The 14,296-nt window shown below is 68.3% G+C and carries 4 protein-coding genes; all 4 read right to left on the minus strand.

Annotation, left to right across the window (positions count from 1 at the left end; all coding sequences use genetic code 11):
• Window positions 1-28 precede the first annotated feature (28 nt).
• The 4 genes from DI605_RS04440 to DI605_RS04455 are packed head-to-tail and all read right to left on the minus strand — an operon-like array spanning window position 29 to window position 14,295.
• Window positions 29-9,655, minus strand: a complete 9,627-nt coding sequence (locus tag DI605_RS04440) for a hypothetical protein (protein WP_293969631.1) — start codon at window positions 9,653-9,655, stop codon at window positions 29-31.
• Window positions 9,655-11,448: a ShlB/FhaC/HecB family hemolysin secretion/activation protein gene (locus DI605_RS04445; protein WP_293969634.1), complete on the minus strand. Its 1,794-nt coding sequence runs from the start codon at window positions 11,446-11,448 to the stop codon at window positions 9,655-9,657. Before DI605_RS04445 ends, DI605_RS04440 begins: the two co-directional genes overlap by 1 nt.
• A gap of 59 nt (window positions 11,449-11,507) precedes the next feature.
• Entirely contained in the window at window positions 11,508-12,260 is a 753-nt protein-coding gene (locus tag DI605_RS04450) for a hypothetical protein (protein WP_293969637.1), read from the minus strand.
• On the minus strand, window positions 12,247-14,295 hold the full coding sequence (locus tag DI605_RS04455) for an adenylate/guanylate cyclase domain-containing protein (RefSeq protein WP_293969639.1): 2,049 nt from the start codon (window positions 14,293-14,295) through the stop codon (window positions 12,247-12,249). Before DI605_RS04455 ends, DI605_RS04450 begins: the two co-directional genes overlap by 14 nt.
• Between the last annotated feature and the right edge of the window lies 1 nt (window position 14,296).

Raw genomic sequence — 14,296 nt, forward strand, 5'->3', positions numbered from 1 at the left:
CGCCCTGGGACTTGAACGTCGATCCGGCCTAGCGCGGCCCGTTCTGCTCGGTCTGGCGGTTATTGTTGGTGGTCCCCGGCGTGGTCGATCCGGTGGAGCCCGGCGCGCCCGAGGCTCCGTTGGGGGAAGCGCCTCCGTTCGAGCCCGCCGGGTCCGATGCGTCGCCGCCCATGCCGATGCCGCCACCCCCGTTGGGAACGTTGCCCGGTGCGGCCGGCATGTTCGAATTCGTGCTATTGCCGCCCGCCGCATTGCCCGCGCCATTGCCTGCGCCCGCGCGCTGATCGCCGGCATCGCTGCCAACGCCAAGCCCGCCGTCGGTCGCCGGGTTCACGCCGGGCGCGCGTTCGCCCGGCTGCTGCGGCGTGCCCGCATTGGCGCCGCCGGTGCCCGGCCGTTCGCTGTTGTTGGCCGATCCCGCATCGTTGCCGATCCCGATCATCGTGTCGAAGGGCGATGCCCCGGCGCCGCCTTCTCCGGTGCCGCCACCGCCCGTCCACAGGCTGTCATTGCCCGCGCCGATCACCGGATCGTCGCTCGCCATATTGTCCGCATCGGTATTGGGCGGGGCCAGCTGGATCAGGGTCTGGGGGGCGGCGGAGGGCACGGGATCGCCCGGCTTGTTCGAATCCTCGTCCTGATCGTCATCGGTCGAATTGCTGATGACGCCGATCAGGTCCTGCGGCGGCGCCAGCTGGGCGATGAAGGCCGCGGTGGGAGATGCGCCACTGCACACGCCACTGGATGGCACGCAACCGTTGATGAGGATGTCCGTCGCGTTCGCGCCCGATCCCGTCTGGGAGATGCTGGCGAGGAAGGCCGCGCCGGTCAGGAAGGTCGTCGGTGTCGTTTGCGTGCGGCCGCTGATGAACACTTCGGGCGGATCGTTCGTCGGGAAATCCGCGATGATCACGCCGCCCGTGCCCGTGGTCAGGCCGCGCCGTGCATCGGTGCCGGTGCCGCCGCTATTCTGCACATAGATGGCGGCGATGCCGCTGCCCGCCGCGATGCCCGAAGGATAAGCGAAACGGATCGTGTTGGCGCTGAGCCAGCCCGTCTCGCTCATATTGCCGTCATTTTCGGCCAGCCGCGCCTCGCGCGCGTTGGGCGTATCGAGCGTGGCCAGGCTGGTGAGCGCGCTGGCGCTGGCGACGCGCACGATGCGCGCGTCCAGATCCAGCGTGCCGCCCGGCGCGCCGGCGGCGTTCGTCTGCACGATCGATCCGGTGGGCGTCACCACGTCGATTCCGGCGGCGCGGATGGTGAGCCCGCCCGATCCGTTGTTCGGAAGATTGAGCAGCTGGACCGCGCCGTTCACCTGCACCTGTCCGGCGGTGAGGATGCTGAACAGGCCGGTGCCCAGATTCTGGAGCGATCCCGCCGGTGCCGCCGCGCCCGTGCCGTAGAGGGTGAGCGCGCCGATCACGACATCCGGGTTCGCCACGGAACCGTTGGCCGTCTGCGGCAGGTTGAGCGTCACCGAACTGGCCTGGATGCGGGAAAGGGCGGCCGCGTCCAGCGAATAGCCGCTCTGGCTGCCCGTGCCGCCGATGAAGCTTCGGCTGGTGCCGCTGTTGGTGAAGGAAACGGTGCCCGTGCGCGCCAGCGTGCCGATCAGCGCCTGCGGGCCGATGGCGATCGTCTGCGAGGCGAGCGAGATGCCGCTCGCGTCGATCAGGCCGTTCAGTACTAGGCCCACGCCACTGATCGTCGCGGCGCCGGCGCCCGTGATCGCGCCGTTGATCGTGGTCGTGCCGGCCGAGGCGATGGTGAGCGGTGACGTGCCCGCCACTGCTTGGGGCGTGATGGCGGGCGTACCCGTCATGGTGATCGTGCCGACGGTAAGGCTGCCGCCCGTGCTGGCGAGATCCACGCCTGCGCTGCTCGTGGCGCTGCCCAATGTGAGTGCCCCGGTCGATCGCAGGCGAAGGCCCCCGTCGCCCGCGCTTGCATTGGTGACGTTCAGCGCCACGGTGGATCCCACGTTCACGGTCGCGCCGCTCAGAGACACCGCACCCGTGGAGCGGAGATCGGTGATCGTGACGGCGCCGGATGCCGCAAGGCTGGTCGTGCCGGTCGCGATCAGCGTACCACCGGTCAGGTCGCTGGCCAGCGCGGTCAGGCTGATGTTGCGCGCCGTAAGATTGCCGAAGGCGGGCAGCCGCGCCGCCGACAGGATCAGGTCCGTGCCGGTGGAATAGGACGCCAGCGTCAGCGTGCTGCCCGAAGACAGGTTGGCTGCGCCGGCGGCGCTGCCGCCATTCACGGTGAGCGCGCCGGTGGTGCTGACGGTGGCATCGCCGCCGGTGCTGGAAAGCGTGGAGAAAGTGAGGTCGCGCGTCGAGGCGATCGCGACGCTCGCGCCGGTCACGGATGCCGTCGCCGCGCCGAAATCGCCCGAAACGGCGATCGCGCCGGGCGCCGAAAGGATCGCACTGCCGCTCGCCGTCAGCCGCTGGCCGCTGATTCCGCCGGCGGTGGTGGTGAGCGCGACATCGGTCCCGCCGATCTGGTCGAACGTGATCGCGCCCGCCGCATTGCCCGTCACCGTGCCGGTCGCGCTGATCGTGCCCAGTGTGAGGGCGGCGCCGCTGCCGAGCAGCGCATTCGCGCCGCTTGTCGCCGTGGTAACGGTGAGGGGGCCGCCCGCGCTCAGCGCCAGGCCCGCTGTGCCGGCGGTAGCGCTGGCGATGGTCAGGGTGCCTGTCGAGAAGAGCGAAATACCGTTGCCGCTCGCGGTCACTCCGCCCGTGGAGGAAAGCGCCGAAATGGAAACAATGCCGGGGGCGGAGAGGAAGGTGGTGCCGGTCGCCGCCAGCGTCTGTCCGCTGATATCACCCGACAGGGCCGTGATCGATACGTTGCGGCCCGACAGCGTCGTGAAAGCGCTGATGCCGTTGCCACGCAGGATCAGGTCCGATCCCGCGGAATAGGAAGCCAGCGTCAGCGTGCTGCCCGAAGACAGGTTGGCTGCGCCGGTGGCGCTGCCGCCATTCACGGTAAGCGCGCCGGTGGTGCTGACGGTGGCATCGCCGCCGGTGCTGGAAAGCGTGGAGAAAGTGAGGTCGCGCGTCGAGGTGATCGCGACGCTCGCGCCGGTCACGGATGCCGTCGCCGCGCCGAAATCGCCCGAAACGGCGATCGCGCCCGGCGCCGAAAGGATCGCGCTGCCGCTCGCCGTCAGCCGCTGGCCACTGATTCCGCCGGCGGTGGTGGTGAGCGCGACATCGGTCCCGCCGATCTGGTCGAACGTGATTGCGCCCGCCGCATTGCCCGTCACCGTGCCGGTCGCGCTGATCGTGCCCAGCGTGAGGGTGTCAGGCGAGGTGAGCGCGATATCGCCGCCACTCGCGCTGGCCGCTCCCGTCGATCGCAAGGCCGCGATGGTCACTGCGCCTGGCGTCGAAAGGGTGGTCGTGCCGGTCGCCGTCAGCGACTGGCCCGCTATCGGGCCGGTGGCGGCGGTGAGCGCCACGTTCCTGCCCGCAAGCGCCGTGAAAGCGCTGATCCCGCTTCCCTGGAGCAGCAGATCGCCGGCCGTGGTGAAGGTGGGTAGCGTGAGCAGGCCATTGGCCGTGAAGGCACTGTTGCCGGTCGCGGAGCCGGCGTTCACGGTCAGTGCGCCCTGTGTGGTCAGGATCACGCCGCCGCTCGTGGCGCTGGCATCGGTGAAGGTGAGCGTGCCGGGCGAGGCGATCTGCACCGATCCGCCCTGCGCGCGCACCGGTCCGCCCGAAGAAAGGCTGGCGATCGTGATCGCGCCCGGAGCTGTCGCAACGGTCGGGCCGGCCGCCGTGATCGTCTGTGCCGTGATCGCGCCGCCGCTGCTTTCCAGCAGGATGTCCGCACCGCTCGCCGCGCTGGCCACGGTCAGCAGCCCGCCGGCGCTGAGCGTCATGCCGCCGGTGCCGGCCGTCGCGCTCGTGATCGTCATCGCGGCCGGGGCGAAGAGCGAGATGCCGCTTCCGCTCGCCGTGACGCCGCCCGTGGACGCCAGCGCGGCAACGGAGACAGTGCCCGGCGCCGAGAGGGTCGTCGTGCCCGTCGCCGTCAGCGCCTGCCCGCCGATATTGCCCGACAGCGCCGTGATCGAGACGTTGGCGCCAGACAATGCGGTGAAGCTGCCGACGCTGTTGCCCTGCAGCGTCAGATTCCCCGGCGTGGTGAAGGATGTCACCTGTAGCGCACCGCCCGCCGTGAAGCTGCTATCCGCCGTCGCCCGGCCGATGCCGAAGCTGAGATCGTTCTGCACGGAGATGTTCACGCCGCCGTTGCGGGCGATCGCATTGGCGAAGGTGAGCGATTCCGTCGAGGCGATCTGCACGCTGCCCGCGTCGACCGAGACGGTCCCCCCCTCCGTGAGATTGGTGACGGAGACGGCGCCCGCCGCGAAGAGGGAGATCGGTCCCGTCGAGGTGATCGTCTGGACGGAGACGCCCGCATTCGCGCTGCCGAGGATCGTATCCGCACCGATCGTGGCGCTGGCGATCGAAAGCTGCCCATCGGCAATGGCGAGCAGCCCGCCGCTGCCGATCGAGATGGTGGAGAAGGAGAGATCGCCGGTCGATCGGAAGCTGGCGGAAGCGGCGGAGGCCGCGACATTCCCGCCCGCGAGCAGATCCGCCACGGTGATGTTGCCGGCCGGTGCCGCAAGCGTCACGCCATTGGGGGTGACGAGCTGGCCGATGTTGATGCCGCTCGCGCGGATTTCCACATCGCCCGATGCCACCGAGAGCAGCCCGGTCGCGGCGAACGGCCCGGTCAGGAACAGGCCGTTTTCGAAGCCGTCCACATCCTGGCCGAAGCGCGCCGCGCTGGAGAAGGTCCCGGCCTGCACGGCCCCGGAGATGTTGACGAGAAGATCGCCGCTCGTCGTGACGAAGCCCTGATTGGGCGCGGAAAGGGAGGCGGCGGAGAGGAGGATGTCGCCCGCCGTCAGCGTGCCGCTGCCGCCGGACGCTCCCGTGATGGAGCCCATGCCGGCATCGAGCCGGGCGCTGCCCGCCACCGCCATGTCGGTGATGAGCCCGTTATTGCCCAGCACGATGCCGTTATTGGCAAAGACGGTGAGCCCGTCGGCGGCGATCGTGCCGGCCAACGTCACCGTCGCGGGCGTGCGGTTCGACGTGTCGAGGAAGATCTGGCCGCTCGCCCGCATGTTGCCCAGGCAGAGGGAGCCCGCCGTACAGTCGGCCGTCAGCAGGCCGCTGTCATTGCCGGTGACACCATTGTCCTGCAGCCCGATCGAGATGTTGCCCCCGCCGAACGTACCGGTCTTGGCCTGGATCGCGTCCGCATAGATGGAGAGGAACGAATCGAAGGCGTCGATCAGGCCCAGATTGACGAGGCTGCCGGGATTGCTGCCACCCGTTGTGCCGGCCAGGATCGAAAGGCCGCCGCTGGAGCCGGTCAGCGGGTTCGTTCCGGCCTTCAGCGCGCCGGTCGCCGATACCGTGATATTGTCGCCGGCGATCACGTCGAGCAGGTTCTGTGACTGGACCTGGCCCGAGACCGAGATGCTGCCCGTGTCCGAAAAGAGCGAGATACGGGCCGCGGCCGAAACATCGCCCGTCACGGTCAGCGATCCATTGGTTCTCAGGCCGCCAAAACGGCCCTCATAATAGCCGGCCGAGGCATCGATATAGGCACTATCGCCTGAAAGATCGCCCGATCCGTCGAACATGGCGCTGTCGGTGACGGTGGCGTCGGCGATCGTCACGTTCCGGCCGGAAACCAGCGAGATACCGGTCTTCGCCCGCAGCTGGCCAAGCGACAGGTCCCCGGGCCCCTGGATGGTGAGATAGCCCGCATCCGTGGCGGTTCCCGCCGCGTCCAGATAGGCGGTGTTGGCCGTGATCTCGTTATAATCGATGATGATGCTGCGGGCCTGGATCGTCGGGTCGGCCAGATTGCCTGCTATCGTCGTGCGCCCGCCCGCCGCCGAGACGAAATCGTCGCTGGCATAGAGCCCGCCGGCGCCCGTTGCCGAGATCATGATGTCGGAATCGGTGTCGAGCTGGACGCGGCCGGCGTTGATCCGGTTGTCGATCGTCTGGATGGAAATCCGTGTCCCGGCGTCCTGCGTGCCCGACGATGTCGCGGTGATGTCCGCGAAGCTCAGCGGGGTGGCTGCTCCGTCGATGGTGTTGCGGATGGTGATGAGGCCGGTCGCGACGCTGCCCGAGGCATCCAGCGTGGTCGTGCCCGTGACGGTCGAGATTTGCGAGAGCGCGCCGCTGCCGCTCGCCTCGATCAGGATGTTGCCGCCGCTGCCATTGTTGGTGCCCAGCGTGGAGACGGAGAGGTCTCCGGCGATGAAGAAGGCGCCGGAACTGGCGCTCAGCACCGCGTCTCCGCCGATGTCCGTGCCGCCCGCGCCCGAAAAGCCCGATCCGGCGACCCCGCTCGTATCGATGGTGATGCCGGATATGGTGATGGTGCTGCCGGTCGCGAACAGGCCGGCGGCGGCGCCCGTGCCATTGCCGCCCTGGAACAGCCCGTCGCCGCCCGTGCCGCCCGTCAGGATCTGCAACGGCGCGAAATTGAGGCTGGAGCCCGCCTGCGCCTGGATCGACTGGACGCCGCCGGTGCCGGAACCGGCGCCGCTGGAGAATGCGGTGCCGCCATAGCCGCGCGAATCGAAGGTGCTGGCGCTGCCGAAGCTGATGCCGCTGTTGCCCGTGGCGAGCAGCGTGATCGCGCCGCCCACGCCATCGGCGGCGCTGCTCGATCCCGATCCGCCATGCGCATAGGCCTGCAGGTTCATCCCGAAGGCGGCGGTCACGGTGCTGCCTGCCTGCGAGGTGATCGATATGTCGCCGCCAAAGGCCGCGCTGCCGATCGTGACGAACGGATCGTTGCCGTTGGCGAAGGTGTAGATATTGGCGAGGCCGAGATTCACGACCGCGCCCGTCGCCGTCACGATCGCATTGCCGGAATCGGAAATGCCGAGCGTGCCGCCGCCCGATCCGCCGCCGATGCCGCCCTGCGCGGTCGCGGTGATCTGCGTGGTCGTGGCGGCAAGCAGCCCGCCCGTGAAATCGATCGTCGAGTTGCTCCCCGACGCATTGCCGCCGCTGCTGGGGCTGTTGCCCGATCCTCCGGCGCCGCCGCTCGCCGAACTGTCGAGGTTGAGGCTGCCGACGGTGAGCGCGCCGCCGGTGGATGCCAGCAGCACGGCATTGCCCGTGGCGGCACCGCCGTCGCCATCGGAGAAATCGCTGGCGCTGCCACTGCCGCCCGCTGCCGCACCCGTCACGATTACGGTGTCGCGCGTGATCGAGGAGGTTCCGGCCAGGCTGAGCCGGATCGGATCCACGCCATTGCCGCGGCCGATGCCGCCCGTGCCCATCAGCGCCGCTTCGGAAAGGCCGCCCGTTCCGCCAAGGCCGGTGCCGCTCAGCGTCAGCGATCCGCCGCTCTGCCCGAGTATCCGGCCCGTGCCCGAAAGGAGCATCGCCGCCACGCCGCCCTGGCCCACGCCGCCATCCCCGGCATTGCCGGTCTGGGTGAAGTTGCCGTAGCCGTCATAGAGCGCGTCGCCGCCGGTTCCGCCCGTGCCATCGGCCATGACGTTGATGCTCAGCACGGAAACGTCGCCCGCGCTCTGCGACCATTGCGATGTGCCGCCCGATCCCTGGCCGCCGGCGCCGGCATTGTAGAATATGCTGTTGCCGTCGGGGCCGATCGCCAAGCCGCCATTGCCGCCGGTGCCTGCGCTGGCGAGCACGAGGGTGGTGGCCTGGATCGCGCCGCTCGCGGCCGTCATCGTCAGGCTGGCATTGCCGCCGGTGCCGTCGCCCGCGAGTGCGCCGGTCGCTGAAATAAGTAATAGACCAGAGCCATCGTAGCAGGACAGGTCGCAGATGGCGTTGCCGCCCTTGCCGCTCGCATCGATGATGAGTTCGTTCGGCAGATGGAGGAGGGGGTTCGCCTGCGCGCCGGCCTGCATCAGCAGGCTCGCATTGCCGCCCGTGCCTGATCCGGCGCCATTCTGCACGCTCGTCCCGCCGGAGCCGGCCGCGCTGATGAGCATCGCGGTCGCGTCGATCGTGCCGCCGGACATGACGACGCCTGCGGTTCCGCCCGTGCCATTGCCGCCGCCATTGAAGCCGGCCCCGCCGAAGGCGTCGGCCGAGACGATGATGCTGCCGCCGATCGATCCCGCCGTGAGGCCCTCGATCGTGCCGCCATTCACGGCCAGCGTGGCCGTGCCGCCGGTTACGTCACCGCCGAGGCCGCTGTTGGTGTCGCCGTCGCTGCCGTCGATGCCCCGGCTGGTGGCGTCGATCGTCAGCGTGCTGCCCTGGGCGATGCGCAACGTGCCGTCCACCGTCACGGAGGCCGTTCCGCCGGTCTGTGTGCCTTCGCTGTCGGCGAACTGGCCACGGACGACGAGATTGCCATCGGACGTGAGGGTCCGTGTCGCGGCGACGTTCAGCGTGGCGCTCTGGCTGCCGATCAGCGTGGCGCCGCCGCCGAAGCTGAGATCCGCGCCTGTGACGGAGACGTCGATCCGGCCCGCCGCTGCCACCAGCTTCGTGGCGAAGGTGGCGGCCGGGATGGTGATCGAGCTGTCGATCGCCGTATCGGTCGGCGTGTTATAGCTGTTGTCGAGGAAGGTGGAGACGCCATTGCCCGTCAGCGTGACGATGCCATCCACCGATGTCGCGCCGAGATCATAGCCCACGCTGCCGCCGAGGAAGATCGCCGCCGCCGTATTTTTCGGCACCGCGACCATATAGGTGTTGCGCGCCGATGCGCTGCCCACGGGGCCGCCGATCACGCCGCCCTGGGTGATCGTGTAATTGGGCGAGGATGTGTTGCGCGTGTTCGTGCCCAGCGGAACGCTGATGCCGAACAGGCCGCCATCCATGGAGATATCGAGATTGACCTGTTCGCCCGCGATCAGGCCGATCGCGCCGCCCGCGCGGATCGTGCCCTGATTTTCGATCGCGGGCGCCACCAGGCCGATATAATTTTGCGCGGTGAGCGTGGCGCCGTTCTGGATCGAAATCTGGCTGCCATTGTCGCCGGGATAGATATTGGTGTCGGTCGTGAGGCCGATCGTGCCGTTTGTGCCGTCACTGAAGCTGGAGAAGCTCTGTCCGGGCAGATTGTTCGGATCGGGATTGATCGTGGTGAGCAGCAGGCTGCCGACATTGAAGCTGGCGCCGGCGCCGACGAGGATGCCACCGGGGCTGTAGAACCAAACATTGCCGCCGGTGGATCCGTTGACGAGCGATACGACGCTGCCGTTGATCTGCATCGCGCGCGGCGATCCGCTCAGCACGTTGACGACGTTCAGCACGGTGAAGTTGCTGGTCGAGCTGAACGTGGTCGTCGTGCCCGCCTGGATGAAATCGTAGGCGCCCGTCCCGGCCGGCACGCCCCAGTCGATGATCGCCTGGGGCGTATTGATCTGGACGTTGGTGGTGCCGGTGCCGGTGGTGATTGTCGCGCTCGGCGTGCTGACATTGTCGCGCACGGTGGGCGTCACGCCCGGATTGACGGATTGCGCGTTGCCCGGCGCGACGATCAGCAGGGCGGAGAGGCCGCCGATCGCGGCCGTGGTATAAAGTTCCAGCCGGCGGCGGCGCGTGCCCGTTCCCTGTGCTTTCGCTTTGGCGTTCGGCCAGGGGTTCGGATGCCGCATCACTTCCCCCACGGAATGAGACGTGTCGTGAGCGACACCATCACCCGCGTATCGCCGCGCCGCAGATCGTTGGGCGCTTTCTTCAGCGGGGTGGCGGCGGTCAGATCCAGCCGCACGCGATCGCCATAAGCCACGCGCAGGCCGCCGCCGATCGAATAGATCGTCATCGAGCCGGGTTCGTCCTGCAAAGGACGCTTGTTCCAGACCTTCGCCAGATCGAAGAAGGCATAGGGCTGGAAGGCGAAGGCGGTGCGGCTGCGCGGCAGCAACGTGCCGTAGCGGCCCTCGAGCGAGAAGCCCGCACCGCTATCGCCGATGATCGCGCCGGGATCGTAGCCACGCCCGATCGTATAGGCGCCGCCCGAATATTGCTCATAGCTCATCAGCGGCGAGAAGCCGTATTGCAGCCGGGGTGAGAAGGCGATGCCGATATCGGGGCGTGGCCGCACCTCGCCGAAGCCCGTGAAGCGCAGCACGCTGGCGGTGGGATCGGCCTGCCTGCGGCTGAGCGACACGCCCGCGGCGCACAATGCGTAGAGCGGCGGCGCGCCGCAATCCTCGCTCGCGCCCAATATGCCGAGGCCCCGGCGCAGCTCGAACGAGCCGGAGACGCGCCACAATGGCAATATGCTGGAATAGCCGCGCCGGCCGGTGATGCTGCGCGGATCGGTCGCATCCAGATCCAGCTGGAGATAGGCGGCGCGCAGCCGGTCGCGCGTGAACAGGGCGCCGGCGAAGCGGAGATCCTGATCGACGAGATCGCCGCCACCGCTGAGGCGGATGTTCGATGTCTGCGAACGATGCAGCGGATAGCTGGCCTCCAGCGAGGCGACCAGCGTGCGGGATTTCAGCGGATCGCCCAGGCCCACGCTGGGTCGGGTCCAGGCATAGGTGAAGCGCCCGCCGATCGTGAGGCCCTCGCCGCCGACGCGGATGTCGTAACCCGACTGGAGCACCGTCTGCTCGTGCGTCTGGAGGCTCTGGAACAGGCCGAGCGTCAGCCTGTCGCCGAAGCCAAGCAGATCATTCGCCTGCCCTGTGATGAGCCCGCCCCAGCGGCCGACCTGATGGCTGCCGTAATTCTGGAGGTTGGCCGTCAGCGTATAGGGAATGCGGCTGGCGACGACTTCGCCCACCACCTCGCCGGGCGCGGTGCCCGCCGGGCGCAGCGTCAGCCGCACATCATAGCCCGGCAGATCGCGCGCGAGCAGCAGATAGCGTTCGGCTTCCTTCTCGTTGAAAAGGGGCTGCGCTGTCAGCTTGTCGAGATAGGCGGCGAGCAGTTTCTCCGAATGGCCACCGTCGCCGCGCACCTGCACGCGCACCAGTCTGGCCATCAGCACGTCGAAATGGACGGTGCCGTCCGCGATGCGCTGCGGCGGCACCTGCACGGCGGCGATATAGCCCGCGCGGCGCAGGATCGTGGCGGCCGCGTCGCGTATCTCGCACACGGTGGCGATCGAAACCTTCTTGCCCACGAAATCGGCGAAGGCCGGCGCCAGATCCTCCGGGGTCAGGCCCTTGAGATTATCGAAGACGGCGCCCTTGAAATCGATCGTCATGTCCGCGAAGCGCGGCTCTGCAAGCGGGCAGGGGGATCGTTCCACCCCGCCATCCACCGTCAGCTTCGAAGGCGGGGCGGTTTCCTGCGGCGGGGTCGCCCGCTCGATCGCCTCGCGCGTCGGCGTCTGGAGTGCGGACTGGGCGCGCAGACCGGACGGGCAGGCGATCGCCGCGAGCGCGATCGCGCCCGACGCCAGCCGCCCATGAGAAGCTCCCCCGCTAAACCGCATTCATTCTCCCCGGTGCGGCCTCCCCGCCGCACTCTCCCTTGGTCATGCCGTCTTAAAAATTACTCACCACCGCTGGCTTTCGTCGCCGCCGCTGTCGTTTCCACCAACTGATCCAGCTGCGCGGCGCAGCCCTTGGCGATCAGCGTGGATGCCATGCCCTGCACATCGGCGGCGGGCTTGCCGCTCAGCGTGATGCGCACCTCCACCGGTGCCGAGGTGCCGGTGGTCAGCATGTATCGGGCGCCCTCCGTGATCGGCAATGCGGAGGGCCAGGCGCCCACCGCCTGGCCGGGCGACCAGTCGATCGTCGCCCTGGCGGAGCCTGTGGCGCTGGCGATCACGGTCTTGGCGGGAGCATCGCTGCCCGGGCGCCACAGGTTCGCGGTCGCCGGATCGGCCACGCAGACCGTGCCCGCGCGGGATGCGTCGATGAACCAGATGTTGGGTGGGCGCCCGGTCTCGCTCTCCACGCCGCGCACGGCTCCGATCCGCACGCGCCGGTCGGTCCGCTGCGAAACCAGGGCGGCGAGCGCGGTATTGCCGCTGTCGGCGTCCACGGCGGCCGTGGCGGTCGCCGCGAAATTGCCGGGTCCGCGCAGCGTGCGCGTGCCATGCTCGTCCAGCAGGGTCACCTGATCGTTCGCCTTCAGGACGAGCTTGGCCGTTGGCTGTAGCATCTTGCCCGGAGGATAGGATGCCGCGGACGGCCCAGCCGAACGGACCACCAGAGTCGCGGCCGAAATCGGCGCCGCGGCCGCCGCCGCCATGAAACAGAGTGCCGCCAGTTTCGCGACACGATCAGTCGAGTACATAGCTCCCTCCCGGGCCAATTCGTTCGAGACGTTCTAACAGATTTACGAGCGCGCGGTCGTTCGGGTTCTGGGAAATCAGCGACCGGAGCGACAAAATAGCATCCGCATCCCCCGAATCGAACCGCGAAAGAATATCCGCCAGGGCATTTGCCTGTATCCTGTCGCAATTCGGCAGGGCTTCGTAGATCGTCATCGGCGTTTCCGATCGGCCGCGCACCGTGATGCGCCCCATCGGGCGGAAGCAATCCAGCTTCGATCGGGCGACGACATCGCCGCTCACGAGCAGCGTGGTGTGCAGCTTCTTGTTGGCGCTTTCCAGGCGGGAGGCCGCGTTCATGCTGTCGCCCAGCGCCGTATATTGGATGCGGCCCTCGCCGCCGAAATTGCCGACGATCGCCACGCCCATGTGCAGGCCGACGCGCGTTCGCCCGATCGGGGGCACGCCGGCGGGCGCCTCCTGCCGGAAGCGTTCGCCCGCCGCATACATCGCCATCGCCGCCTTCACCGCGCGATCGGGATCGTCGGGGCGCGAGATCGGCGCGCCCCAGAAGGCGATCACGGCATCGCCCACGAATTTGTCCAGCGTGCCGCCATGTTCCAGCACCACCGCCGAAAGCAGGTCGAGATAGCGGTTCAGCAATTGCGCCACCATCGCCGGGGGGATCTGCGACGAAAGCTGGGTGAAGCCTTCCAGATCGGTGAACATGGCGAAGATTTCGCGCTGCTCGCCGTGGAGGGCCAGCTTGTCCGGATCGCGCAATATCTGCTTGGCGACGTCCGGAGGCAGATATTTGCCGAGCGCCGATTGGGCGAAGCGGCGCTCGTCGGAGCTTACGGCGCGTCCCGCGCTGGATGCGGCGATGAAGGCCAGGGTCCAGCCGCCGAGCCAGCCGAACATCGGCAGGCCCTGCGTATCGAAGCCGATCGCCTGGAGGATCACCGGCGTCGCGAGCAGCAGCAAAAGCGATCCCACGATCACCAGAGCGTTGCGCGCGGCGGAAAGCTCGGTGAAGCCGGCGATCACGGCGGCCAGGATCACGAGGAACGCCGCCCCCCATTTCGCCACGCCATAAATGTGGCGGGGCACCTTATGGTCCAGCAGCTGCGAGAGCATGTTGGCGTGGATTTCCAGCCCGCTGGTCGTGCGCCCGGTGATCCGGGTGGCGGGTGTCAGGAACTGATCGATATCGGAAATATCTCCGCCGATCAGAACGTAGCGCCCCGCAATCTGGTCCCTCAGGAAGGCCGCTGCCTGAGGATCGCTGAACAGCTCGATCGACAGCTTCGAAAAGGCTTCGCGCTCATCCTGTTTGCCCAGGCTGTGCGGCTCCCGATACAGCAGGCTTCCGCTATAGTTCCGGAACTTCTGATCCGAAGGCGCCAGCGCGCTCGCCATCAGCGGCGGCAGGCCGGGCGGCCGCGTGGGCCAGCTGCGCATCACATTATCCGGATCCGCCTCGATCCGGATCGACGTGGGTGCGACATTGCCTGGCTTCACCGATGCCAGGAACTTGCGCAGGAACTGCTCCTGCCACGGCTGCATGTAGGTGCCGTTCGTGGCGTTGGAGGCGAAGGCCAGCTTCACCGGCGTCTTCATGCCCCGGAAGGCAGCGATCAGCTGGTCGTCCTCAGGCTGGGGCTCGTCGATCAGGATATCGATGCCGATCGCCTTGGCGCCCAGCTTGTCGATGTTGGTGAGTGCCTTGGCCAGCACGGTGCGATCCAGCGGGGAGCGGCGCGCCGTCGCTTCCAGCGTCTGATCGGTATAGACGACCATCACGATCCGGTCGTCCTGTATGGCCCGGGGTTCGGTCATCAGCAGGCGCACGTCGTAAAAGGCGCGCTCCACGTCCACCGTCAGCGGCATGCGCGGATGCGCGCTGTAGCGGGCGAAGATCAGCGCGAGGATCACGATGATGGTGGTTCCGGCAATCTGGCGATAGCCGATCCGCCGGGCCGTGCGCCCGATCGCGTTCAGTGCGCCGACGGACTCGCCCGATCCGGGATCGGCCATCTCGGTGTCGTCCGCCGCCATG

The sequence above is a fragment of the Sphingomonas sp. genome, assembly GCF_003248515.1.
In the GTDB taxonomy this organism is placed as follows: Bacteria; Pseudomonadota; Alphaproteobacteria; order Sphingomonadales; family Sphingomonadaceae; genus Sphingomonas_I.